The 23,634-nt window shown below is 69.5% G+C and carries 21 protein-coding genes and 1 tRNA gene; 11 read left to right on the forward strand and 11 right to left on the reverse strand.

The genetic code is table 11. The features are described 5' to 3' along the window. Nucleotides 1–42: 42 nt before the first annotated feature. Nucleotides 43–873, reverse strand: a complete 831-nt coding sequence (locus tag ACFV6V_RS01240) for a potassium channel family protein (RefSeq protein ID WP_385557274.1) — start codon at nucleotides 871–873, stop codon at nucleotides 43–45. Nucleotides 874–1,178: 305 nt separating this feature from the next. After that, the gene (aceE, locus tag ACFV6V_RS01245; protein WP_385557277.1) at nucleotides 1,179–3,926 is read right to left on the reverse strand and encodes a pyruvate dehydrogenase (acetyl-transferring), homodimeric type; all 2,748 of its coding nucleotides are present in this window, start codon (nucleotides 3,924–3,926) and stop codon (nucleotides 1,179–1,181) included. A 370-nt stretch (nucleotides 3,927–4,296) separates the two neighbouring features. Between aceE and ACFV6V_RS01250 the strand changes: the two genes are divergently transcribed. From ACFV6V_RS01250 to ACFV6V_RS01275, 6 genes are all read left to right on the forward strand, one after another. After that, nucleotides 4,297–4,734 (forward strand): DUF3052 domain-containing protein, encoded by a 438-nt coding sequence (locus tag ACFV6V_RS01250; protein WP_361287599.1) that lies wholly within the window; start codon nucleotides 4,297–4,299, stop codon nucleotides 4,732–4,734. Between the two features lie 131 nt (nucleotides 4,735–4,865). Continuing rightward, nucleotides 4,866–5,324, forward strand: a complete 459-nt coding sequence (locus tag ACFV6V_RS01255; RefSeq protein ID WP_385557280.1) for a peroxiredoxin — start codon at nucleotides 4,866–4,868, stop codon at nucleotides 5,322–5,324. A gap of 115 nt (nucleotides 5,325–5,439) precedes the next feature. Then, complete coding sequence (locus ACFV6V_RS01260) at nucleotides 5,440–6,015, forward strand: TerD family protein (protein ID WP_385557282.1); 576 nt, start codon at nucleotides 5,440–5,442, stop codon at nucleotides 6,013–6,015. Between the two features lie 134 nt (nucleotides 6,016–6,149). Further along, nucleotides 6,150–6,725, forward strand: coding sequence for a TerD family protein (locus tag ACFV6V_RS01265; protein WP_361287608.1), 576 nt, complete (start codon nucleotides 6,150–6,152; stop codon nucleotides 6,723–6,725). Between the two features lie 63 nt (nucleotides 6,726–6,788). Further along, entirely contained in the window at nucleotides 6,789–7,910 is a 1,122-nt protein-coding gene (locus ACFV6V_RS01270; protein WP_385557285.1) for a DUF475 domain-containing protein, read from the forward strand. 180 nt (nucleotides 7,911–8,090) lie between these two features. Further along, a complete protein-coding gene (locus ACFV6V_RS01275) occupies nucleotides 8,091–8,831 on the forward strand; it encodes a Tellurium resistance (protein ID WP_361287614.1) in 741 nt (246 codons plus the stop codon). An 82-nt stretch (nucleotides 8,832–8,913) separates the two neighbouring features. Here ACFV6V_RS01275 and ACFV6V_RS01280 read toward each other — a convergent pair whose 3' ends face one another. Then, nucleotides 8,914–9,804, reverse strand: a complete 891-nt coding sequence (locus ACFV6V_RS01280; RefSeq protein ID WP_385557288.1) for a TerD family protein — start codon at nucleotides 9,802–9,804, stop codon at nucleotides 8,914–8,916. A gap of 262 nt (nucleotides 9,805–10,066) precedes the next feature. Between ACFV6V_RS01280 and ACFV6V_RS01285 the strand changes: the two genes are divergently transcribed. The 3 genes from ACFV6V_RS01285 (at nucleotide 10,067) to ACFV6V_RS01295 (ending at nucleotide 14,650) form a co-directional block, all read left to right on the forward strand. Next, on the forward strand, nucleotides 10,067–11,230 hold the full coding sequence (locus ACFV6V_RS01285) for an HpcH/HpaI aldolase/citrate lyase family protein (protein WP_385557291.1): 1,164 nt from the start codon (nucleotides 10,067–10,069) through the stop codon (nucleotides 11,228–11,230). Nucleotides 11,231–11,324: 94 nt separating this feature from the next. Beyond that, complete coding sequence (locus ACFV6V_RS01290) at nucleotides 11,325–13,769, forward strand: phosphoribosyltransferase (protein ID WP_385557293.1); 2,445 nt, start codon at nucleotides 11,325–11,327, stop codon at nucleotides 13,767–13,769. Beyond that, nucleotides 13,766–14,650: an HAD family hydrolase gene (locus ACFV6V_RS01295; RefSeq protein ID WP_385557295.1), complete on the forward strand. Its 885-nt coding sequence runs from the start codon at nucleotides 13,766–13,768 to the stop codon at nucleotides 14,648–14,650. Before ACFV6V_RS01290 ends, ACFV6V_RS01295 begins: the two co-directional genes overlap by 4 nt. A 66-nt stretch (nucleotides 14,651–14,716) precedes the next feature. Here ACFV6V_RS01295 and ACFV6V_RS01300 read toward each other — a convergent pair whose 3' ends face one another. The 4 genes from ACFV6V_RS01300 to ACFV6V_RS01315 all read right to left on the reverse strand — a co-directional run bounded on the left by ACFV6V_RS01300 (nucleotide 14,717) and on the right by ACFV6V_RS01315 (nucleotide 17,827). Further along, complete coding sequence (locus ACFV6V_RS01300) at nucleotides 14,717–14,938, reverse strand: zinc ribbon domain-containing protein (RefSeq protein ID WP_385557296.1); 222 nt, start codon at nucleotides 14,936–14,938, stop codon at nucleotides 14,717–14,719. A gap of 10 nt (nucleotides 14,939–14,948) precedes the next feature. Then, nucleotides 14,949–15,518 (reverse strand): DUF4383 domain-containing protein, encoded by a 570-nt coding sequence (locus ACFV6V_RS01305; protein WP_385557297.1) that lies wholly within the window; start codon nucleotides 15,516–15,518, stop codon nucleotides 14,949–14,951. 99 nt (nucleotides 15,519–15,617) lie between these two features. Beyond that, complete coding sequence (locus tag ACFV6V_RS01310; RefSeq protein WP_385557300.1) at nucleotides 15,618–16,997, reverse strand: hypothetical protein; 1,380 nt, start codon at nucleotides 16,995–16,997, stop codon at nucleotides 15,618–15,620. Between the two features lie 71 nt (nucleotides 16,998–17,068). Further along, nucleotides 17,069–17,827: a DUF4097 family beta strand repeat-containing protein gene (locus tag ACFV6V_RS01315; protein ID WP_385557303.1), complete on the reverse strand. Its 759-nt coding sequence runs from the start codon at nucleotides 17,825–17,827 to the stop codon at nucleotides 17,069–17,071. A 166-nt stretch (nucleotides 17,828–17,993) separates the two neighbouring features. On the opposite strand from ACFV6V_RS01315, the gene ACFV6V_RS01320 reads away from it, so the two are divergent. Further along, a tRNA-Val gene (locus ACFV6V_RS01320) sits at nucleotides 17,994–18,068 on the forward strand. Between the two features lie 468 nt (nucleotides 18,069–18,536). Here the strand turns inward: ACFV6V_RS01320 and ACFV6V_RS01325 are convergent. The 4 genes from ACFV6V_RS01325 to ACFV6V_RS01340 all read right to left on the reverse strand — a co-directional run bounded on the left by ACFV6V_RS01325 (nucleotide 18,537) and on the right by ACFV6V_RS01340 (nucleotide 22,231). Beyond that, nucleotides 18,537–18,821, reverse strand: coding sequence for a hypothetical protein (locus ACFV6V_RS01325; RefSeq protein ID WP_385557306.1), 285 nt, complete (start codon nucleotides 18,819–18,821; stop codon nucleotides 18,537–18,539). Between the two features lie 175 nt (nucleotides 18,822–18,996). Then, on the reverse strand, nucleotides 18,997–20,244 hold the full coding sequence (locus ACFV6V_RS01330) for a methyltransferase (protein WP_385557309.1): 1,248 nt from the start codon (nucleotides 20,242–20,244) through the stop codon (nucleotides 18,997–18,999). Between the two features lie 341 nt (nucleotides 20,245–20,585). After that, nucleotides 20,586–20,927, reverse strand: coding sequence for a DUF6415 family natural product biosynthesis protein (locus ACFV6V_RS01335; RefSeq protein WP_385557311.1), 342 nt, complete (start codon nucleotides 20,925–20,927; stop codon nucleotides 20,586–20,588). Nucleotides 20,928–20,983: 56 nt separating this feature from the next. Then, nucleotides 20,984–22,231, reverse strand: a complete 1,248-nt coding sequence (locus ACFV6V_RS01340; protein ID WP_385557314.1) for a helix-turn-helix domain-containing protein — start codon at nucleotides 22,229–22,231, stop codon at nucleotides 20,984–20,986. Between the two features lie 461 nt (nucleotides 22,232–22,692). Between ACFV6V_RS01340 and ACFV6V_RS01345 the strand changes: the two genes are divergently transcribed. After that, nucleotides 22,693–23,265 (forward strand): GNAT family N-acetyltransferase, encoded by a 573-nt coding sequence (locus ACFV6V_RS01345; RefSeq protein ID WP_385557317.1) that lies wholly within the window; start codon nucleotides 22,693–22,695, stop codon nucleotides 23,263–23,265. Nucleotides 23,266–23,634: the final 369 nt, after the last annotated feature.

Raw genomic sequence — 23,634 nt, forward strand, 5'->3', positions numbered from 1 at the left:
CCCGGACGACCTGGTGCGGTCACCTCACTGGACCAACTCGGATCACTGGACCAAATCGGATCCGGTGCGGGCCGGTGCGGGCCCGGCGGCCGGTTCGGGAGTCCGGCCGGCCACGACTGGGGCGGGATCCGACGGCTCGACTGCCCCCACCGTCTCCGACAGCCGTGCCACCTCGGCTCGCAGATGGCCGACCTCCCTGGTCAGAGCCTCAAGGAGGGCCGTCTGGCGGCGCTCTTCCGCGTCGTCCCGTTCGAAGCGGGCGATGAACCATGCCGCGATGTTCGCCGTCACCACACCCAGGAGGGCGATACCGGACAGCATCAGACCCACCGCCAGCACCCGGCCCAGGCCCGTGGTCGGCGCGTGGTCGCCGTAACCGACGGTCGTCATCGTCGTGAACGACCACCACACGGCGTCGCCCAGCGTCTTGATGTTCCCGTTCGGTGCGTTCCGCTCGACATGAAGCACCGCGAGCGAGCCGAACATCATCAGCCCCACCACGGCGCCCGCCACATAGGTGGTCAGCGTGATCTGGGGAGCCATCCTGGCCCGCCGGCCCACCAGCATCAGTGTGGCGACCACGCGCAGCAGCCGCAGCGGCTGCACCAGCGGCAGCAGCACGGCCAGGAGATCAAGGGGGTGTTTGCGGAAGAAGGCCCATTTATAGGGCGCCAGTGTCAGCCGTACGACGTAGTCGAGGGCGAAGGCGCCCCACACCACCCATTCCACCGTCTGACACAGCTGGTGCACCCAGGGTCTGGCGTCCGGTGCCACGATCGGCACGGCGTACGCCAGCCCGAACGCCAGCGCGAGACCCAGAAGCGGGCTCTGCATGCGAGCTTCCCAGCGCATCTGCGCCGTGCGTTCCTTCATGCCGCGCATCGTAGGCAAAGGATCGGAAACGCGGGTGGGGACGGTGCCCGGCACCGTCCCCACCCACCGTGGTATTCCTCTGCGCCGCCTCGCGGACAGGACCTCGGCCGTGTGTGAGACTCCCGCCTGGCTCGCGACGCCTGGCACGCACACTCGCTGCGTTGTCGAATCGCCCGAGTGCGCCCGGTACGAGGACGACCTCCCCCTGCCTCCGGCGGGGGAACCCCCACCGCCTTGCGATGGCACGCACCGGACGCCGCGATCCCCGCCCTTCGAGCGGACGACGCTAGTTCTCAAGCACGGCCTTAGGCGTCGCCGCCGGCCGCGCCCGGGTCGGCGGCCGCCACATCGAGCAGCTGGTAGCGGTCCACGGCCTGCTTCAGCACCGAGCGGTCCACCTTGCCGTCCCTGGCGAGCTCGGTGAGCACCGCCAGCACGATCGACTGGGCGTCGATGTGGAAGTAGCGGCGGGCGGCACCGCGGGTGTCGGCGAAGCCGAAGCCGTCAGCGCCCAGCGAGGTGTAGCGGCCCGGCACCCAGCGTGCGATCTGGTCCGGCACCGACCGCATCCAGTCCGACACGGCCACGAACGGGCCCTCGGAGGCGCCGAGCTTCTGCGCCACATAGGGGACGCGCTGCTCCTCCTCCGGGTGGAGCAGGTTGTGCTGCTCCACCGCCACGGCCTCGCGCCGCAGCTCGTTCCAGGAGGTCGCGGACCACACATCGGCCCGTACGTTCCAGTCCTCGGCGAGGATCCGCTGCGCCTCCACGGCCCAGGGCACCGCGACACCGGACGCCATGATCTGCGCCGGGATCTGGCCCGCCTCGCCCTGTTTGAAGCGGTGGAGCCCCTTGAGGATGCCGTCGACGTCGACATCGGCGGGCTCGGCCGGGTGCTGGATCGGCTCGTTGTAGACGGTCAGGTAGTAGAAGACGTTCTCGCCGTGCGGGTGCTCGGCGTCGGAGCCGTACATCCGCCGCAGACCGTCCCGCACGATGTGGGCGATCTCGAAGCCGAAGGCCGGGTCGTACGCGACGCAGGCCGGGTTGGTCGAGGCCAGCAACTGGGAGTGGCCGTCGGCGTGCTGAAGGCCCTCACCGGTCAGGGTGGTGCGTCCGGCGGTCGCGCCCAGGACGAAGCCGCGCGCGAGCTGGTCGGCCATCTGCCAGAACTGGTCGCCGGTGCGCTGGAAACCGAACATCGAGTAGAAGACGTAGACCGGGATCAGCGGCTCGCCGTGCGTGGCATAGGCGGAACCGGCGGCGGTCAGCGAGGCCGTGCAGCCCGCCTCCGAGATGCCGTCGTGCAGCATCTGGCCGGTCGGCGACTCCTTGTACGCCAGCAGCAGCTCGCGGTCCACGGCTTCATACTGCTGGCCGAGCGGGTTGTAGATCTTCGCGCTCGGGAAGAAGGAGTCCATACCGAAGGTGCGGTACTCGTCCGGGGCGATCAGCACGAACCGCTTGCCGATCTCCTTGTCCCGCATCAGGTCCTTCAGCAGCCGGACGAACGCCATGGTCGTGGCGATCGACTGCTGGCCCGATCCCTTCTTCACTGCCGCATACGCCGAGTCGTCCGGCAGTGCCAGCGGCTTCGACCGCACCACCCGGGTCGGGACGTACCCGCCCAGGCCCTGTCGGCGGTCGTGCATGTACTGGATCTCCTCCGAGTCGCGGCCCGGGTGGTAGTACGGCGGCAGACCGCTCTCCAGCTGTGCGTCCGTGATCGGCAGGTGCAGCCGGTCGCGGAAGCCCTTCAGGTCGTCGACCGTCAGCTTCTTCATCTGGTGGGTCGCGTTGCGGCCCTCGAAGTTCGGGCCGAGCGTCCAGCCCTTGACGGTCTGGGCGAGGATCACGGTCGGCTGGCCCTTGTGGGCGCGGGCCGCCGAGTAGGCCGCGAAGATCTTCTTGTGGTCGTGACCGCCGCGGCCCAGATGCAGGATCTGGGCGTCGGTCATGTTCTCGACCATGGCCCGCAGCCGGTGGTCGTCGCCGAAGAAGTGCTGGCGGATGTAGTCGCCGGTCTCCGTGGCATACGTCTGGAACTGCCCGTCGGGCGTGGTGTTCAGCTTGTTGACCAGCACACCGTCCCGGTCCTGGGCCAGCAGCGGGTCCCAGGTGCGGTCCCAGATCAGCTTGATCACGTTCCAGCCGGCACCGCGGAAGATCGACTCCAGCTCCTGGATGATCTTGCCGTTGCCGCGCACCGGGCCGTCGAGCCGCTGGAGGTTGCAGTTGACCACGAAGGTCAGATTGTCCAGGCCCTCACGGGCGGCCAGGGAAAGCTGGCCCAGCGACTCCGGCTCGTCCATCTCGCCGTCGCCGAGGAACGCCCAGACATGCGACTTGGAGGTGTCCGCGATCTCGCGCGCCTCCATGTAGCGGTTCATCCGTGCCTGGTAGATCGCACCGAGCGGGCCGAGGCCCATCGACACGGTCGGGAACTCCCAGAAGTCCGGCATCAGCCGCGGATGGGGGTAGGACGACAGCCCGTTCGGGTACTTGGACTTCTCCTGGCGGAAGGCGTCGAGCTGGGTCTCGTTCAGCCGGTCGAGCAGGAATGCGCGCGCGTAGATACCGGGGGAGGCATGGCCCTGGAAGAAGATCTGGTCGCCGCCGTCGCCCTCGTCCTTGCCGCGGAAGAAGTGGTTGAAGCCCACGTCGTAGAGCGAGGCGGAGGAGGCGAAGGTCGCGATGTGGCCGCCGACGCCGATACCGGGGCGCTGGGCGCGGGACACCATCACCGCGGCGTTCCAGCGGGTCGCGTTCAGGATCCTGCGCTCGATCTCCTCGTTGCCGGGGAAGAACGGCTCGTCCTTGGTGGCGATGGTGTTCACGTAGTCCGTGCTGCGCATCTCGGGCACGGCCACGCGCTTCTCGCGAGCCCGCTCGATCAGGCGCAGCATCAGATAGCGGGCCCGTTCACGGCCGCGCTGGTCCACGGCGGCGTCCAGGGAGTCGAGCCACTCCCGGGTCTCCTCCGGATCGAAATCCGGGACCTGGCTCGGCAGGCCGCCAATGATGATCGGGTTGCGATCGGATCCGGAAGCCACGCTGTTCCTTCGCTCTTCGGTTGCTGGGGATGTTGCTGGGTGTGCTGCTGCTGTGCTGGGCGGGTGACACCGCTCCCCATCGTGTACCCCGGGAGCAATTACGTCATCTCTACCGATGAGTAACCATGCGTCCCCGATTGGCGGACGGGCGCTACGGAAGCGTACAAAGGTGGCGAAGAGGGTAGGACGGTCCGGCGGCCCCTCGTGCAGGGGTGTCTGGAGTTGAGGCGGGACGGCCGTAAACGTCACCGTTTCGGCGGTCTCGGCGGCCGGGTACTTGCGCGATCCGTCCCGCCCGTGTGGACTACGGCCAATGCCTCGCGTACGCGCGCGGCTGAAGCATTTTCCGAACAAGATCAGGAGGCAAGCCGTGAGCGCGACCGCGGACCACGCGGAGGAGCGGACCAACCCGGCGGCGAAGCTGGGGTTCGAGCCCGGACAGGTGGTCCAGGAGATCGGCTACGACGATGACGTCGAGCTGGAGCTCCGTGAGGCCATCGAGACTGTTACCGGCCAGGAACTCGCCGACGAGGACTACGAGGACGTGGCTGACGTCGTCCTGCTGTGGTTCCGCGACGAGGACGGAGACCTCACGGACGCACTGGTGGACGCCATCGGTCTGGTCGATGACGGCGGAACGGTCTGGCTGATGACGCCGAAGACCGGCCGTGACGGCTATGTCGAGCCCAGCGACATCAACGAGGCAGCCCAGACCGCGGGCCTCTCCCAGACCAAGAGCATCAACGCGGGCAAGGACTGGACCGGCAGCAGGCTGGTCACGCCCAAGGCGGCGAAGTCCAAGCGCTGAGCGCAGCCCCACCCGCAGAGCCCCTGCCGACGACCGTGATGGCCGTCGGCAGGGGCCTTTTGCGTAGGCTGGCCGCCATCCGGTCCGGGACCCGCCCGTGCCGGACAGGAGTAAGGAAGAGGGAAGCGCACATGGCGATCGAGGTCGGCAGCGAGGCCCCGGACTTCACACTCAAGGACAACCACGGGCGGACCGTCACCCTGGCCGGCTTCCGCGGCGAGAAGAACGTGGTGCTGGTGTTCTATCCGTTCGCCTTCACCGGAGTGTGCACGGGTGAGCTCGCCGCGCTCCGCGATGAGATGACGCTGTTCGTGAACGACGACACCCAGCTGCTCGCCGTCTCCACCGACTCGATGCACACCCTGCGGGTGTTCGCCGAGCAGGAGGGGCTGGAGTTCCCCCTGCTCTCCGACTTCTGGCCGCACGGCGAGGCGGCGCGGGCCTACGGAGTCTTCGCCGAGGACAAGGGCTGTGCCGTGCGCGGCACCTTCGTCATCGACAAGGCGGGCGTGGTGCGCTGGAGTGTGGTCAACGACCTGCCCGACGCCAGGGATCTCCACGACTACGTGAAGGCGCTCGACGCGCTCTGACCTCATCGGTCGATGTGTCTGGTTTCGGTGGGGAACCCGTCACTAGGATCCAGTCGTTGATCCGATGCCAACGCACGACGGGGGCGCTGCCCCTGACATCTACATGGGAGGACTCGTGGGAGTCAGCCTCAGCAAGGGCGGCAACGTCTCGCTGACCAAGGCCGCCCCCAACCTGACGGCGGTCACCGTCGGTCTGGGCTGGGACGTCCGCACCACCACCGGTACCGACTTCGACCTCGACGCCAGCGCCCTGCTGACGAACGCCGAGGGCAAGGTCGCCATCGATGGGAACTTCGTCTTCTTCAACAACCTCAAGAGCTCCGACGGCTCCGTCGAGCACACCGGTGACAACCTCACCGGTGAGGGCGAGGGTGACGACGAGCAGATCAAGGTGAACCTTGCGTCGGTCCCGGCCGACGTCGCCAAGATCGTGTTCCCGGTCTCCATCTACGACGCCGAGAGCCGTCAGCAGTCCTTCGGCCAGGTGCGCAACGCGTTCATCCGCGTGGTGAACCAGGCGGACGGCCAGGAGCTGGCCCGCTACGACCTGAGCGAGGACGCCTCCACCGAGACCGCCATGGTCTTCGGCGAGCTGTACCGCAACGGCGCGGAGTGGAAGTTCCGGGCCATCGGCCAGGGCTACGCCTCGGGCCTGCGCGGCATCGCGCAGGACTTCGGCGTCAACGTCTGAGCCGATAGCGCACAGCCGGTGTCACACACAGCCGGCAGAAGCTCCGTGCCCGTGTCCGGCGCCGCACACCATCCGTGCGGCGCCGGACGCGCCCGCGCCTGCATAACCGCACATCCAAGGGGAGGACTCACGTCATGGGCGTCACGCTCGCCAAGGGAGGCAATGTCTCCCTCTCCAAGGCCGCACCCAACCTCACCCAGGTCCTGATCGGGCTCGGCTGGGACGCGCGCTCCACCACAGGGGCGCCGTTCGACCTCGATGCCAGCGCACTGCTCTGCCAGTCCGGCCGTGTGCTCGGCGATGAATGGTTCATTTTCTACAACAATCTGACAAGCCCGGATGGTTCGGTCACACACACCGGTGACAACCTCACGGGCGAGGGTGACGGCGATGACGAGTCGCTGATCGTGGACCTGTCCCAGGTCCCCGCCCACTGCGACAAGATCGTCTTCCCGGTCTCCATCCATGATGCGGACAACCGCGGGCAGACCTTCGGCCAGGTCAGCAATGCCTTCATCCGCGTGGTGAACCAGGCGGACGGCCAGGAGCTGGCCCGCTACGACCTCAGCGAGGACGCCTCCACCGAAACCGCGATGATCTTCGGCGAGCTCTACCGGTACGGGGGCGAGTGGAAGTTCCGTGCGGTGGGGCAGGGGTACGCGTCGGGACTTCGGGGCATCGCTCTAGACTTCGGGGTCAACGTTTCGTAAAGCCGGGCGCGGCGCGGGGGAAGAGCGTTCTCGCGGGGTCCGTACAAACCGATGGGATAGGCAGTGGTCCTGAGAACTTTCGGCTGGTCGTTCGCCATCACGGCGCTCGGCCTCGCATTCGCCGCCTGGCAGTGGGGGTGGGAGGCGTTCGGGATCGTTCTGATCCTCTCGGTCCTTGAGATCTCGCTGTCGTTCGACAACGCGGTGGTCAACGCCGGAATCCTGAAGAAGATGAATGCCTTCTGGCAGAAGATCTTCCTCACCGTCGGCATCCTCATCGCTGTCTTCGGCATGCGGCTGGTCTTCCCCGTCGCCATTGTCGCCATCAGCGCCAAGGTCGGCCCCATCGAGGCCATCGAGCTCGCCCTCGACCAGCCCGAGAAGTACGAGGCGCTGGTCACCGACGCCCACCCGGCGATCGCCGCCTTCGGTGGCATGTTCCTGCTGATGATCTTCCTTGACTTCATCTTCGAGGAGCGGGAGATCAAGTGGCTCGCCTGGCTTGAGCGCCCGCTCGCCAAGCTCGGCAAGGTCGACATGCTGTCGGTCTGCATCGCCCTGATCGCCCTGCTGATCACCGCGATGACCTTCGCGACCAACGCCCACACCAGCACGGGCTACGCGGACAAGTCCGCCACCGTGCTGCTCGCCGGTGTCGCCGGTCTGATCACGTATCTGATCGTCGGCGGCCTCTCCGGCTACTTCGAGGACAAACTCGAGGAAGAGGAGGAGCGCGAGCACGAGGAGGAGGAGAAGGCCAAGGCCGAGGGCAAGCAGGTCTCCGCCGTCGGCCTGGCGGGCAAGGCCGCCTTCTTCCTGTTCCTCTACCTGGAGGTGCTCGACGCGTCGTTCTCGTTCGACGGTGTCATCGGCGCCTTCGCCATCACCAACCACATCTTCTGGATGGCCCTGGGCCTCGGTATCGGCGCCATGTACGTCCGGTCCCTCACGGTCTACCTGGTCCGCCAGGGCACCCTCGACGACTACGTCTACCTGGAGCACGGCGCGCACTACGCCATCGGCGCCCTTGCCGTCATCCTGCTCGTCACCATCGAGCACCAGATCAGCGAGATCATCACCGGCCTCATCGGTGTGGTGCTGATCGCCGCCTCCTTCCTCTCCTCCGTGATGCGCAACAGGGCGCTGGAGGCCGAGGAGACGAAGGAGAAGGAGCCGGCCCAGTAAACCCCCGTCCGCCCGGACGGGGCCGTTGGACAGGCCCTGTGGGCCCGGGCCCGCGCGCAAGTGTGGCAGCCCGGGGATTGAGGAACGCTCTCAGCGGGGCGGCCAGGAGGCGACACGGCCTCCGGGCCGCCCCGCGTGGTATGCGATGACAGTCAGACGACCGGCAGTCAGGGGTGGGGCATGGGTCTCTTGGACGGATGGTGGCGGGGCGGTGCGGCGGCGCAGTTCGACTCCGGGAGCGCTGCGACCAACTCCATCCAGCTGACCAGGCGGCATCCCCAGGTCTCACTCAGCAAGCAGGGCGCCATCACCGGAAACCTCCGGGTGAACCTGTCCTGGCGGATGCGCACCTCCGACATCGAGGGCCGCTCCCGGCAGAGCGGGCGGCTGCTGCGCCACCCGTTCAAGCTCTTCAAGCCCGAGGTGGTCCAGGCGCACACCCAGGGCGTGGTCAATGTGGACCTGGACCTCGGCTGCCTCTACGAGCTCATGGACGGCAGCAAGGGCGTGGTGCAGCCGCTCGGCGGCTTCTTCGGCAGCCTGAACGAAGCCCCGTACGTCAGGCTCAGCGGCGACGACCGGTTCGGGGCGCCCTCCGGTGAGACGCTCTTCGTCAACCTCGACCACCGCGACCAGATCAAGCGCCTGCTGTTCTTCGTCTACATCTACGACCAGACCCCGGCCTTCGACCGTACGCACGCGAAGGTGACGCTGTACCCGGGCAACGGGCCCCGGGTCGAGATCGAGCTCGAGGAGCGCGCCCCGCAGGCACGCTCCTGCGCGGTGTTCTCGCTGGAGAACGTGAAGGGCGAGCTCATCGTGCGCCGCGAGGTGAAGTTCGTCTACGGCTTCCAGGCCGAGCTGGACCGGCTGTATGGCTGGGGCCTCCAGTGGGGCCGGGGCTACAAGACCAAGACCTGAGGGGTCTGAGGCCCTGGAACCTCGGGCCCAGGCCACCGCGGCGCACCGAGATCCACCGCGGCCCACCGGGACCTGCGCACACCTACCGGATGAACTGCGGTCCCATCGGAGGCAGCCGGAAGTTCGGGTCGGGCGCGGACGCAGCCGCTGCGGCCGGCTGGGGATAGCCGTACGCGGGCTGCGCCGACGGCTGGGGCGGCTGCGGATAGCCGTAGGCAGGCCCCGTCGCGGGCGGGACCGGCTGGGGGTAGCCGTACGCAGGCCCGGACTGCGGCTGCTGCGGGTAGCCGTACGCGGGGGCGGTGGGAGCCGACGCGGGCATCGGCGGGGTCGCCATCGCACGCGTCGCGTCCTGGTCGCCGGCGCTCTGCTGGGACGGTACCGACGGCGTCTCGGCCTGGGGCGCCGCCGGCTCCGGCCCGGCCGTGTCGTCCACCGAGATACCGAAGGCCGTCGCCAGCCCGATCAGCCCGGTGGGATACCCCTGCCCGACCGCGCGGAATTTCCAGCCGTCCCCGCGCCGGTAGAGCTCGCCGCAGATGATCGCGGTCTCCTCGCCGGTCTCCGCCCGCACGTCGAACACCGCCAGCGGCTCGGCCTCTGCCTCGGCCTGCCCCGCGTCGTAGAGCGCGACCCGCAGGTCGTGGACTCCGGCGAAGCTGCCGCCGTCCGACGAGGCGGCCAGCACCACCTGGTCCACCGACGGGTCGAGCGAGCCGACATCCGCCTGGACGGTGTCGGCCATCCCGTCCGCCGCCCGCTTCTTCGGCATCAGCCGCACCAGCCCGGACGGGTGCCGGGGCTGGTTGTAGAAGACGAAGTCCTCGTCGGAGCGCACACGGCCGTCGGCGCCGAGCAGCAGGGCCGATGCGTCCACATCGGGTACCCCGGGGCCGGGGGACCAGCGCAGTACGGCCCGTACCGCCGTCGCTCCGAGCGGTACGTTGGAGCCCTTCATCATCGCGTGCGTCATGACCGTAATCCTGCCTTCCCGCCCCCCGCGCGGACAACGCCGGGGCGCGCCGGGCATGGGCAGCCTGATACGCGGGCAGTCTGAGTCGGGTACGGACTGGGAGCGCGCCGGACGAGCCGCGCAGCCGCACACACTGCGCAGCCGGACGAGCTTCCTGGTTACCTTGATTTCATGCGCGCGGGTAACTCATGACACTTGCACCTACGTACTATTACCGGCCAATCACCTGATGGGGCCGCAACGGCAGTACGGGGGGATACATATGCGTCATTTCGGGCACATCCCGGCTACTGCGCGGAAGGAACTGTTCCACAAAGAGCCGTCCGAGTTCGGGGCCGAGGCCCCCGCGCGACTGCTCTCGGCCGCGCTCGGGGCCACGCTGTACAGCCCCGCGACCAGGCCCCGGCTCGCGGACGACATCCTCAAGCAGAGCGCGCGCGGTGTCGTGTCCATGGTGCTCTGCCTGGAGGACTCCATCGACGACGCCGATGTGCCGGACGCCGAGGAGAACCTCGTCCGCCAGTTCGCGGACCTCGCGGCCCGGGGCACCGATGTGCCCCTGCTGTTCATCCGGGTCCGTGAGCCCGGCCAGATCCCGGACCTGGTCGGACGCCTCGGCGACTCGGCCCGGCTGCTGTCCGGATTCGTCCTGCCGAAATTCACCGAGGAGCGGGGCGGAGCCTTCCTGGACGCGCTCAACGGCGCCGAGTCCGCGAGCGGCCGGCGGCTCTACGCGATGCCGGTGCTGGAATCGCCCGAGCTGCTGCACCTGGAGAGCAGGGCGGAGACCCTCGCCGGCATAGCCCGCACCGTCGACAAGTACCGGGACCGGGTCCTGGCACTGCGCCTCGGCGTCACCGACTTCTGCTCCGCGTACGGACTGCGCCGCTCGCCCGACATGACCGCCTACGACGTCAAGATCGTCGCGCATGTCATCGCTGACGTGGTCAATGTGCTGGGTCGCTCCGACGGCACCGGTTACACCATCACCGGGCCGGTGTGGGAGTACTTCCCCCGCCAGGAGCGCATGTTCAAGCCCCAGCTGCGCCGCAGCCCCTTCCTGGAGGTGCGGGCCGAGGAGCTCCGTACCACCCTGATCGAGCACGACCTCGACGGACTGCTCCGGGAGATCGAGCTGGACCGCGCCAACGGACTGCTCGGCAAGACCTGCATCCATCCCTCCCATGTGCTCCCCGTCCATGCGCTGTCGGTCGTCAGCCATGAGGAGTTCAGCGACGCGCAGGACATTCTTCGCCCGGAGCGGGGAGGTGGCGGAGTGCTGCGTTCCGCGTACACGAACAAGATGAACGAGGTGAAGCCGCACCGGGCCTGGGCCGAGCGCACGCTCCAGCGCGCGGAGGCGTTCGGCGTCGCCCGGGAGGACGTCGGTTTCGTCGAGCTGCTCACCGCCGGACTGGCCGGCTGATGCCGGCTACGGCTGCCGCTGGGCGGAGACCGCCCGGCGCGGGTGACGCTGGCCGATGATGGAGAAGACGCCAGAGACGATAGAGACGGCAGAGATGACAGAGGAGAGCGGTACGGCAGTGGTGTGGTCGGGTAGCTGGGTCGCCCAGCGGCTGGGAGTCGAGCTCGTCGGTGACGACGGGCTCAAGGACATGCTGGGCATGGCCCTGCGGCGCAACCCCAAGCGGGCGCATCTGCTGGTCTCGCAGGTCCTCGGCAAGCATGTGCCGCAGAGCCCGGCGACCGTGTACGGCCACGCTTTCGCGCTCGGCGCGCGGGTGCGCGCGCTGCTGGGCGACGAGGAGGCCGCGCGGTCCCTGGTGCTCGGGTACGCGGAGACCGCGACCGGCCTCGGCCACGCGGTCGCCGACGGACTGGCCCTCGCGCCCTACCTGCACTCCACACGCCGCCCTGTCGCCGGTGTCGCACGGGCGGGAGGGTTCGAGGAGTCCCACTCCCACGCCACCTCTCATCTGCTGCTCCCGGAGGACCCCCGGCTGCTCGCGGGCGCGGGCCCGCTCGTCCTCGTCGACGACGAGTTCTCCACCGGTAACACGGTGCTCAACACCATCAGCGACCTGCACGAGCGTCACCCGCGCACGCGGTACGTGGTCGTCGCCCTGGTCGACATGCGCTCGGCGGCCGACACCCGGCGTCTGGCGGACTTCGGGGAGCGAATAGGCGCCCGGATCGATGTGGTGGCCATGGCCACGGGCACGGCACGGCTGCCGGACGACGTGCTGGAGCGGGGGCAGGCGCTGGTCGCCGAGTACGAGCAGGTAGCCGAGGCCTGTGAGCCGGTGGCCATGGGCCGCAGGTGCACACGGGTGGACCTCGGCTGGCCGGCGACGGTGCCGGACGGCGGCCGGCACGGCTTCACCCAGGCACAGCGGGCCACGCTGGAGGCCGCGCTGCCCGCCATGGCGGCCCGTGTCGCCGCCGCGCTCGGCTCGGCGGCCGCGGGGGGCAGGGTGCTGGTCCTCGGCTTCGAGGAGCTGATGTACGCGCCCCTGCGGCTGGCCCAGGCCCTGGAGGAGCGCGGTGGCTGCGAGGTGCGGTACTCGACCACGACCCGCTCCCCGGTGCTCGCCCTGGACGACCCCGGCTACGCGATACGCAGCAAGCTGGCCTTCCCCGCCCACGACGACCCGGCCGACGGCCCCGGTGAGCGGTACGCCTACAACGTGGCGGGTGGCGCCTTCGACGCGGTCGTGGCCGTTGTCGACTCGGCGGCCGACACTCCCAGGCTGCACGCCCCCGACGGCCTGCTGGCGCAGCTCTCGGCGCACATACCGCAGGTCGTGCTCGCCGTCGTTCCCAGTTACGTTCCCGCCGCTGGAACTCCCGGAAAGGAACCCATGCTCCCCGAGCCCCTGCGTGGCCCCGCCTTCTCCTCCTACGCCCCCGAAGAGGTCGGCTGGCTGCTCCAGGACCTCTCGGACGTCGATCTCGAGGCTCCCACCGAGGAGCGCGAGGAGGCGATACAAAGCGGCGGCGCCCACTACGCCGAGTCGTTGCCGGTCGAATACCAGCCGAGCCCCGAGTACCAGCAGCTCTTCCGCGCCGCGCTGGACACCTCGGCAGCCCGGATCGCCCGCGCCGTCGGCACGGTCACCGAGACCGTCCTCGCGGAGAGATCACCGCGTCCGGTACTCGTCTCGCTGGCCCGCGCGGGGACCCCCATAGGGGTACTGATGCGCCGCTGGGCGCTGCGCCGCCACGGCCTGGACCTGCCGCACTACGCCGTCTCGATCGTGCGGGGCCGCGGTATCGACGCCAACGCGCTGCGCTGGCTCGCCACCCACCACGACCCGGCCGATGTCGTGTTCGTCGACGGCTGGACCGGCAAGGGCGCCATCACCCGCGAGCTGGCCGCCGCGATCAGCGAGTTCGACGGCTTCGACCCGGATATCGCCGTGCTCGCCGACCCGGGCGGCTGCGTCCGCACCTACGGCACCCGCGAGGACTTCCTCATCCCCTCCGCCTGCCTCAACTCCACGGTGTCCGGACTGGTCTCCCGTACGGTCCTGCGCGCCGACCTGGTCGGTCCGGACGACTTCCACGGCGCGAAGTTCTACCGCGAGCTGGCCGCAGCCGACGTCTCGGGCCACTTCCTGGACACCGTCTCGGCCCGCTTCGACGAGGTCGCCGACGCCGTGGACGCCGAGGTCAAGGAGCTGCTGGCGGCCGACCGGGCACCCACCTGGGCGGGCTGGGCGGCCGTGGAGCGCATCAGTGAGGAGTACGGCATCCACGACGTCAACCTGGTGAAGCCGGGAGTCGGCGAGACCACGCGGGTGCTGCTGCGCCGGGTGCCCTGGAAGATCCTGGCCAAGCGGGGAGCGGGCGCGGACCTCGACCACGTACGCCTGCTGGCCGAGCAGCGCGGGGTACCGGTCGAGGAGGCGGACGACCTGCCGTACACCTGTGTGGGGCTGATACACCCCCGCTTCACCCGCGGGGCGACCGGCACCGACGGCAAGGCGGTGGCCGCCCCGTGAAGCGCCTCGTCGCCAGCGATCTCGACCGCACGCTGATCTACTCCGCGGCTGCGCTCCAGCTCACCATGCCGGACCCGGAAGCACCTCGTCTGCTGTGCGTCGAGACGCACAAGCACAAGCCCCTGTCGTATCTCACCGAGACCGCCGTGGGCCTGCTCACCGAACTCGCCCGCACCTCGGTGTTCGTCCCGACGACCACCCGGACCCGTGAGCAGTACGGGCGCATCCGCCTACCGGGACCCGCGCCGAAGTACGCGATCTGCGCCAACGGCGGGCATCTGCTGGTGGACGGCGTCTCCGACCCCGACTGGCAGCGCACGGTCACGACCCGGCTCGCGGGTGAGTGCGCCCCCCTGGACGAGGTCCGTGCCCATCTGCGGGCGACGGCCGGCCCCGCGTGGCTGCTCAAGGAACGGGTCGCCGAGAAGCTCTTCGCGTACCTCGTGGTCGACCGCGCGCTGCTCCCGGAGGGCTGGATCGAGGAACTGGCCGCGTGGGCGGAGCCGAGGGGCTGGACGGTCTCACTCCAGGGCCGCAAGATCTACGCCGTGCCGAGGCCGCTCACCAAGAGCGCGGCGGTCCGCGAACTCGCGCGCCGCACGGGCGCGGAAACGGTCCTGGCCGCGGGTGACTCGCTGCTCGACGCCGACCTGCTGATGGCCGCGGACCACGCCTTCCGACCGTCCCACGGCGAGCTCGCCGACACGGGCTGGACGGCACCGCATGTCACCGTGGTCCCTGAATCCGGCGTCCTGGCGGGCGAGGAGATCCTGCGCCTTCTGACTGCCAGGGCGGCGGAGCCGTCGCCGGCGCCGGAGCGTGCCACCGTACCGGCGCCTGGCGCTGCACCCGGCACCGCACAGGCGCCCGTGGCGCTGTAGGTCTCCGTACGGACCTGGGGCGCCGTACGGGCCAGGCGGGGCCGTACGGGCCAGCCTGGCCGCGCGTCAGCCGCAGCAGCCCCCGCCGCAGCAGCCACCGCCCCCGCCTCCGCCTCCGGTGGGGGCCGGGGCGGACGCGCTCGTGCCGCCCACGGCGACGGCGGACAGCAGTTTGACGGTGTCGCCGTGCCCGGCCGGGCAGGCGGCCGGGTCGCCGGACTCGGCCATGGGCCTGCTCAGCTCGAAGGTGTTGTCGCAGGTGCGGCAGCGGTACTCGTAACGGGGCATGCCCCACAGATTAGCGGCCGGTTCCCTGACCCTGCCGCTCCCGGCGCAGCCGCTCCTCCGCCGCCGCCTCATCGGGATGGCGGGCCTTCCAGTACGGGTTGTCGTGCGGGAGGGCGCTGCCGATCCTGCCGTACATCCCGAACCACATCAGCATGATCCCGACGATGAAGCTGAAGATCACGTTCTGGATCTTGAAGTTCAGGAAGTTGACCTCGGTGTCCAGCATTCCCAGGCCGATGAAGCCGTTCAGGATGAAGAGGATGCCGAGCACCATGTTCAGCGTGGAGGCGAAGTTCCCCCCGACGATCATGCCGGCGAAGAGCAGCAGCCCGACCAGGATGGACAGCACGCTCAGTGCGCCGTTGGTGTTGAGTCCGGCAACGGTCGAGTTGGCGATGTCGAAGAAGCCGATGTTGTGGGTCAGGCCCAGGATCCCGAAGGCCACGAGGATCAGCCCCATGACGCCGGCGCCGACCCGGTAGACCTTGCTCAGGCGGTGGTCGACGGGCAGATGCTCGTCCAGCACGACGCGGATGCCGCCCTTGTGCTGCGAGGTCCCCTGCACGTGAGTGGATGCCATATCGGCCCCCTTCGGCCGTACGTACGTTCCTCCATGCTCCCTACAGCATCCGCCCGCATTCAGGCCCCGACAAATCAGCCCGGCACGGGGCCGGGGCCGTCACGCCCCGCCGCCGCGCTCCTCACGGATCTGTTCGACCACATGGGTCACGGCTCCCCGCACCGCTTCCGTCTCGGTCAGGAAGTGCCAGTAGTCGGGGTGACGGCCCTCGAGACCGGCGACGGCACGGTCGAGCCGGGCCACGGACTCGTCCAGCGGCCGGGCGTGACGCGGGTCGGGCGTGGAGCGCCCCTGCATCGCGAGCCGCTGGGCGTCGCGGATCGCGAACCGGGTGCGCTCGATCTCGTGCTTCGGATCCTTCGCGACCGCGTCCAGACGCCGCAGACGGTCGCCCGCCGCCGAAACGGCCTCGTCGGTGCTGTTCAGCAGGGCCCGAACGGTCCCCAGAAGAGCCGTCGCATCCGGCCAGCGCTGCTCGGTCCGCGCCTTGGCGGCCTCCGTGAGCTTCTCCTCAGCCAGCCGTACATGCTCGACGGCCAGGGCGGGCACGGGCTGGAGGTCCTGCCAGCAGGCGGCGCTGTAACGGCGGCGCAGCTCACTGAGCACGGGCTCGACACCGCTCGCACGGGTGGTCAGCGCCTGCGCCCTGGTCCGCAGCGACACCAGGCGCTTGTCGATCTCGGCGGCCCGCTCGGGCAGCCGCTCCGCCTCACCCCGTACCGCCTCCGCGTCCCGTACGACCCGGTCGGCCCGCTGCAACGTCTCCGTCACCCCGTGCCGCCCTGCCCCCTCGTTCAGCTTCGTCAGCTCGGGCGCCAGAGAGGCCAGCCGCGCCGCGAGATCGTCAGCACGCAGCCCGGAGCCGCGCACCGAGTCCAGCGCGTTGCTCGCCGCCAGCAGCGCCTGCCGGGCCCGCTCCACCGCGGGCGCGAGCCTGGCCAGCTGGGTCTCCGCCGTGTCGAGCAGCGGCCCGAGCCCCTGCGCGAACCGGTCGAGCTCGCCCTTGACCCGTACCAGCTCGTCCTTCGCCCTGGTCAGCTCGCCGCGGGCGCGGGCCGCGACGGAGGCGTCGAGGTCGTCCCGATCCAGATCGTGCGCGTCGACCGCCGTGATGTACCCATGGCTGACCTCGTCGATCCGACGGCCCAGCGCGGCGAACTCCTCCACCACCCGGCGTGCACCGGGCGAGCTGTCCACGGCCGTGATCGTCTCGATCGAGATCCGCAGATCCCGCTGGGCCGTGTCCAGCTCGTAGAACGCGGCGGCCGCGTCGTCCTTCGCCGCCTGCGCCTCCGCCCGCTGACTCTCCGCCCGCCCGCCGAACCAGCGCCGGGTGCCGCCCCCGGAGAGTGACGCGGGCAGCGCCGCGGCAGCCACGACCAGCAACGGCACAGGCCACAGCACCAGCGCGAGCACATCGCGCGCGACACTCGCATGGGCCTTCGCTCCGGCGTACGCCCGTGTGTGTGTCGCCCTCACATCCCTCTCCCGTGCCGTGTCCGCCCTACCGGTTCATTCTCCCACCAGGTATGGACGAACACACGAGCCCGTCAGTTCGCAGTTCGCACGGATATCTCGCCGTTGTCGCTCTTCGCGTTGATGACATGCGCACTCCGGCCGTCCTGCCGCACATCGACCGTGGTGTCCCCGTTGTCCGCCGAGGCCGTCACGCGATACGCCTGCGCCCCCGGCACCTCGATGGTGATCTCGCCGTTGTCGCTCTCCCCGTCCACGAGGCTCGGATCCTCGGCGAAGGCGAGGCTCACGGCGCCGTTGTCGGACCGAGCCGACACCGTCCGGGACGTGATCCGCTCCCCGGTGATCTCCCCGTTGTCGCTGGTCAGCTCCAGCGGCCCACTGGAGTCCCGCACGGTCACCTCCCCGTTGTCCGCCCGCAGCGCCAGCGCCGTCTCGAACCCGCTCGCGCTCACACTCCCGTTGTCCCCCTGCACGGTCACGGCGACCCCACGCGGCACCTTCACCGAGTGCCGCGCATCGCAGTCGGCCCCCAGGCCGTCGCACTTCACCTCGAGCGTCAGCGTCCCGTCCCGCATCTCCCACACCGGGTCCGGCCCGTTCCCGACGAACACCCACCCGTCGACCCGCCGCTCGACCTCCACCTTCGCCACATCCGCCGGCACCAGCTCCACCGAGGAGCCCCTGGCCTCGATGACCAGCTCCTTCCCACCGAGCGCGAACGACTTCCGCTCCACCACCCCGTCCTCGGCATCCGCGCACCCGGTGACAGCGAACGCGACGACCACGGCGCCGACGACGCCAAGGGCTGCGCGGGTGCGGTGTGTGTCCATGGTTTTCGTCCCCCAGAGCTCCGAACTGCGACGCCCCCACGGTAGGAGGCCCGTTCACACCGGGCGATCCGGCGGCCTACCGGCTCCGTGGTGGGGTTACCCCCCGGCCGAGCCGATCTGGTTTGCGGCACCCACCCATGTGCCATGTACGCTGTTGCCTCATTCCGGGTGCGTAGCTCAGGGGTAGAGCGCTGCTCTTACAAAGCAGATGTCGGCGGTTCGAAACCGTCCGCGCCCACCAGCAGGAAGCACGACAAAGGCCCAGGTCACCGGCGATTAGCCGCGAGCCTGGGCCTTGATCGTTCCTCCGTGATTGCGGCGGGGAGTGGCGTCGTGCCATTCACGTGCCAGATGCCTCCGCCGGACCGTCCGCGGTGGGCTCGGCACGTCCGCGGTGGGCTCGGCAGGTCGGACCCTCTTGATCTGATCGTCGACGTGAGCGGCGATTGCATGGTCCCGTCCGTTGACCAGGTGCTGATAGATCAGCGCGGCCCGGACCGACGAGTGCCCCATGCGCTGCATCAGCTCACGCGTGGTTGCGTCGCCGGTCGCAGCGAGAGTGTTCCCCGTGTGCCGGAGGTCGTGAAAGTGCACGTCCCCGAGCCCGGTCTTGTCGAGGGCCCGCAGCCAGATGCGACTGCCCCAGGGCGATGGCCCGGGGCCTTGTTGCTGCCTGGGCCAGGCTCTCACTCGGCTGATTCGACCGTTTTCACGACGAAGCCACAACCTCCCCGGCCATGACCTGGGGCGGGTTGGGGAGCAGTGACGCAAGGTTGTCTCGCACGAAGTCCGCCGCCCTCGAGATCGATTCCTCGGCACCGGCCTGGTCCTGGAAAACGCTGGTCGAGACCATCACTCCGTCCCCGGCATCGACCCAGTAGTAGGCCACGAAGCCGGAAACCTGGCGCATGAGCGGCACAAACCCCTCGTTCACGCGGCGTCCCGCCTCAGCCGGATCTGTCACCCCTTCGTACCGCCGGACTGCTGCGTACATCACCGAGCTCCTCGTGGGGGTCAGGATTCGAATTCTGCTGTGACGTCGTACCCCCCGCATCGGCTGTCTGGCTCATGAGACACCCGACAACCACCTGAAGGGCCGCGTCAGCTGATCCGATCAGCGTCTTCCGGACCGGACCCACAGCCCTGCGCACCTTCGCCAGGGTCGCACCTCATGGCGCGCTCAGCCCATGCACGTACAGGGCCGAGGGGCTGAGGCGGCATACAGATGCGCGGGCCGGCGAGGTCGTGGACATCGTGCGGTGAACCCCGGTCGGCGCGACGGGGGTACAGGGCCGGCCGGGGCGGTAGGCAGACCGCCATTCGCGTACCGGGGCATGCACGTTGTCGGGACGGTGCAGCCACAGGTACTCGGCCTCAGGGCGCACAGTGATGCCGAACTGCTCCGCACCGGGTGAGCCGAGATCGACATAGTCGCGGTGCGCCGCCTCGATCTCGGACCACAGATCGCGAGGGCCGTACTCCCACACATCGCCTGCGACCGCGGTCGCAGGCGAGCCGTCCCCGTGCTGCGCCCCTACCTGCACCCCTGCGGGCCCCTGGCTGTGCCACAGCCGTACGCCCGGCAGCCGGGTGCCGCCCCACAGGGCGAACCCGAGGTGAAGGACCCCGGACGCGCCCAGCAGGGTCGGACGGCAGCGAGCGGTGCGGCTGTCGACAGACGTGCCCTCGCCGACGCGGTGGGACCGCATCGGCATGTACGAGGCGCCCCCGTGGAACGCACCCACCGCGGTGCCGTTGTCCCGCACCGTGAGCCGCACCAGGGCTCCCGACCAGAACTCGCGGGCGAGCGGAGCGACGATGACCCCGCCCGGGCGCACCTGGTCGAGGTACTCAGCCGGGATGCGCCGCAGGGCACAGGTGGCGAGGATCGCGTCGAACGGGGCGCCATCGGACCATCCGGCCTCGCCGTCCCCGCAACGCAGATGCGGCCAGTGGCCTGCCGCGTGCAGCGCCGCCCCGGCGTGTCCGGCGAGCGATGGGTCGATCTCGACGCTGAATACGTTCGTGTCGCCGAGGCGCTCGGACAGCAGCGCCGCGACGTGCCCTGAGGCGGTGCCGATCTCCAACACGCGGGCGCCGTCCTTGAGCTGAAGCAGTCCGAGCGATCGAGCGACCATTGAGGGCTGCGAGTTGGACGAGGTCGCGACGCCAGGCCCGTCCTCGGCACCATCGTCGAGCTGGATCACGACTGGCTCATCGGCGTGGATGAGGGCCAGCCGGTCAGCTGGTGAGGTGAGCAGCGTGCAACCGTCGGGATCTTGCCGCCACGCGCGTGTGGGGATGAACGGCTCGCGCGGTACGGCGTTCCACACTCGGCGCCATGTGTCATCGAGCAGACCGCGCTCGTGCAGCATTCGCACGAACGCGGCGTGCCCGCCCAGTTGGGCAGTCGTCACGACGTCAGTCCCCCGTGACCTTGCCCGGACCGCTGCCGTCGGGGGACGGCGGAGTCGGCGGGGGCGTCCACGGCTTATCGCTCGGCTGTCCCGCGTGCTTGCCGCTGTCGCTCATGGTCGTGACCTCCGGTGTGGTGGGGTCGTACACGGTCGGCGGATGCGGTGAAGCGTGCCCCGCTCGCACGGTCCGCCGTGGTCCGGCGAGCGGGAGTCTCAGTAGCGCCGCCGGTCTGGGCACACGACGTGGAGGTGCACGCTCGCGCCGGCCGCTGACGCGGCATCGATGTCCTGTGTCTCGTACGGCTGGTCAGACCGGATCGTCTGATCGCACTCCCCGCAGATCACGCCTGGCCGCCGAGGTTCTCGAAGTGGTCGCACAGCGACAGCACCGAGAGCGCAATCAACCTGGCGCGCCGTCGGGCAGCGTCCGGCCCGAACCCCCCGGCGGGTGTGGCAAACCGTTGGCGTGCAGCATCCAGAGCGACCTGTGCGAGTGTCGCGGACGGGGCGCCCAGCGGGGCACGACGAATGAGGGCCTGCACCTGCGGGGTCAGCAGATCGATCATGCCGCGCATCGTGGGGACCAGGTCGGAAGCACTCGCGTCTGCCAGTGCCTGGCGGGCGACGTCCCGCATCGTGGCGAGGTCGGGCGGTGCGGTCTCTGTACTCGTGGTGACGTCCATGTCACCGACGGTATAAGTGGTGAAAGGGAGTCAGGCGCACAAAATGTGCGCCCTCGTCAGGCGGCCAGCAGCCCCAATTTCACCGCGAGCTCAGACGCCCTGCGGCGCCGCGCGGGGCTCTTCGCCTGCGTCTCCTCCAGCACGATGCGTTTCGCGTACCCGTTGTACTTGATCGTCTCGGGTGCCGCCTCATGCGCCTGCGCGAGCGTCGCCAGCGCCGCATCAGGCTGCCCGTCCAACTGGTAGCCGCGGGCCTCCTCGATCCGATGCCGGGCACGCCGCGGCCGGGACGGGATGGTCGACGCGTCCGCCCGCGCCGCCTGCCGCACGGACTCCCCGCCCGCGTGGAGCTCCACGGCAACCGTCACCGCGTGGGCGCCCATGATGGCTCGCGAGAAGCTGGTGATGGGGTGGTAGTAGTCCACAGGCAGCCGGTTGGCCATCGCGCCCGCGGTGTCCCAGTAGCGCCACGCGGTGCCCGGGTCACCTCGGCGGGCAGCCGTGTATCCGGCCTCGAACGTCAGCGCGCCAGTGATAGCGAGGACATCAACCGGGGCGTCCGGCAGCAGAGGCTCGAGGTACGCCAGTGTCTCGAGGTTCACGGCGTCGGCGGCGCCGAAGTGCGCAGGCCCGGAGTCCCGGTGAGCCTGCGTCACCAGCCACGCGGCCACGCCGATTGTGTGAGGGTCCTCGGACTCCTGCGCGGCGATCATGCCGCGTTCGGCGACGCGCCACAGTAGTGCGGCGTCCGGCTGGTAGGCCACGAAGAACTGCGACAGGGAGTAGACCTCGGCGAGCGCGGACTGTGCGGAGCGGCGCTCGTCCGCGCTGTCGGCTCGCCATACAGCAAGCTGCGCGTCTCGGATCAGCTCCGGCAACAACGAGCCCACCACCTCGCGATGGTTCGGGGCGGAGTGTCGGGCCGCCCATGCCCGGGCCAGCCGCGCTCGGAGGTGCTCCGTGGTCGGCGCCTCCCGGCCGCCCGTGAGGGGGTAGGCGTTGACGGCGGCCTGGACAGCGGCCAGCCGCGGATGCCCAGGGCCAGTGAAGAGCGAGACGTGCACGGACTGGTCCCCCGTGAGGTCGGAGAGGTCCCGGACACGCAGCGTCTCAGCCATCCGTAGCACGATCTCGAGGCGCGGGACCTTCAGCCGGCCTTCCTCGATCGCGCGGACCCACGATGCGGACTTACCCGTGAGCCCGCCGAACTGGTCGCGCGTCATGCCGCGTCGGGACCGGAGGATCTTGACCCTTTGCCCGAACGCGATCGGGTCGGAGTACGGGTCCGGGGTATCAGGTGACACGGCCTTGCCCCTTCCTTGCAGCTCGTCACTGACAGGGTATGGGGCAGGGCCACTGTTACGTCAGCAGGTTCACCACGCTCCCGGGCCCCCGAAAGCCAGACAGGGGGGCGTACTTACACGTGAAGGCCGACGCTCCTGTCTTCGCTCCGCTCCGGCCCGGCCGCCGGCCCGCGCGCGGCGCGAGCCACTGACAGAGGGCGCCATCGTGGCTGGGGCGGTCGGCTCCACGGCTTTGGGCAGTCACCATGGGGCGAGCCTCAAAGATCAGGAGCCCACTTCGGGCTATTGCGGGCGGCGAGGGCTGCCCGAGTCGCAGCAAGTTTCCGGCCCCTGATCTCTCGCCCCATGGCAGCTTCAGCCCAAACCCGCTACACCGACCGCCGGATACCCTGGTCGTTCGGACCGGACCGGGACCGAGAATTCTGACCCTGCCCGCGCCATGAGGGCGCACGATGGTGCGCATGACTCTGGCCACCCCCCTACTGCACACCGCTCGCCTGCGACTGCGCCCCTTTACCGACGCCGACGCGGACCCCCTCTTCGCGCTGCACAGCAGCACCTACGTGATGCGCTACTGGGACTCCCCGCCGTGGAACGTACGGGCCCGCGCCGAACGCTTCATCGCGATGTGCCGGAAGATGGCGGACGAAGGCACCGGGGCGCGGGTGGCCATCGACCGTGCTTCGGACGGGGCCTTCGTCGGATGGTGCGGTCTGACTGGATGGAACCCGGACTACCGCAGCGCGTCATTGGGCTACGTCCTCGACGACGCGATGTGGGGCCACGGCTACGCGACGGAGGCTGCGCACGCCTTGCTGCAGTGGGCATTCGACACGCTGGACCTGAACCGGGTTCAGTCCGAGACCGATACGCGCAACGTGGCATCTGCCCGGGTCCTGGAGAAGATCGGATTCGTGCGTGAAGGGACGTTGCGGGAAGACTGCGTCGTGAACGGCGAGGTATCCGACTCGTGGGTGTTCGGGTTGATCAGGCGAGAGTGGCGGCCGTCGACCATGCCGATACCAGCCCGCTAGAGGGCTGTTCCATGACTAGCGTGTCCGAGGATTGCTGTACCGCAGCGAAGTACCGCAACCACAGCGACCGCAGGCGTCCGGCCATGGACGTCACCGGCTCGTTGGCGACCGGAACGACCGTGCGTGACCCTGCTGGCTTGAGCTACGGATCAGAAGGCTTCTGACATCCACGGTTGACATCAACGCGGCCGGACAGGGACGCACACGAGCACCTCTGTCTGGTTGTCGCGACCGCGGGCGAGACCGCCGCCATTGCCGCTCGGCCGAACGTGCACAGCAGATGTCGGCGGTTCGAAACCGTCTGCGCCCACCAGCGAAAAGGCCCCTCGCCGATCAGGGCTGGGGGCCTTGACCGGCACTCTTGACGTC

This window comes from Streptomyces sp. NPDC059828, from assembly GCF_042731955.1.
GTDB lineage: Bacteria > Actinomycetota > Actinomycetes > Streptomycetales > Streptomycetaceae > Streptomyces.

Bases quoted from the DNA above. Each gene is read 5' to 3' on its own strand.
- ACFV6V_RS01240 (WP_385557274.1), bottom strand. From the start codon at position 873: ATGAAGGAACGCACGGCGCAGATGCGCTGGGAAGCTCGCATGCAGAGC.
- ACFV6V_RS01255 (WP_385557280.1), top strand. From the start codon at position 4,866: ATGGCGATCGAGGTCGGCAGCGAGGCCCCGGACTTCACACTCAAGGAC.
- ACFV6V_RS01265 (WP_361287608.1), top strand. From the start codon at position 6,150: ATGGGCGTCACGCTCGCCAAGGGAGGCAATGTCTCCCTCTCCAAGGCC.
- ACFV6V_RS01275 (WP_361287614.1), top strand. From the start codon at position 8,091: ATGGGTCTCTTGGACGGATGGTGGCGGGGCGGTGCGGCGGCGCAGTTC.
- ACFV6V_RS01280 (WP_385557288.1), bottom strand. From the start codon at position 9,804: ATGACGCACGCGATGATGAAGGGCTCCAACGTACCGCTCGGAGCGACG.
- ACFV6V_RS01285 (WP_385557291.1), top strand. From the start codon at position 10,067: ATGCGTCATTTCGGGCACATCCCGGCTACTGCGCGGAAGGAACTGTTC.
- ACFV6V_RS01290 (WP_385557293.1), top strand. From the start codon at position 11,325: ATGACAGAGGAGAGCGGTACGGCAGTGGTGTGGTCGGGTAGCTGGGTC.
- ACFV6V_RS01300 (WP_385557296.1), bottom strand. From the start codon at position 14,938: ATGCCCCGTTACGAGTACCGCTGCCGCACCTGCGACAACACCTTCGAG.
- ACFV6V_RS01305 (WP_385557297.1), bottom strand. From the start codon at position 15,518: ATGGCATCCACTCACGTGCAGGGGACCTCGCAGCACAAGGGCGGCATC.
- ACFV6V_RS01315 (WP_385557303.1), bottom strand. From the start codon at position 17,827: ATGGACACACACCGCACCCGCGCAGCCCTTGGCGTCGTCGGCGCCGTG.
- ACFV6V_RS01325 (WP_385557306.1), bottom strand. From the start codon at position 18,821: ATGTACGCAGCAGTCCGGCGGTACGAAGGGGTGACAGATCCGGCTGAG.
- ACFV6V_RS01335 (WP_385557311.1), bottom strand. From the start codon at position 20,927: ATGGACGTCACCACGAGTACAGAGACCGCACCGCCCGACCTCGCCACG.
- ACFV6V_RS01345 (WP_385557317.1), top strand. From the start codon at position 22,693: ATGACTCTGGCCACCCCCCTACTGCACACCGCTCGCCTGCGACTGCGC.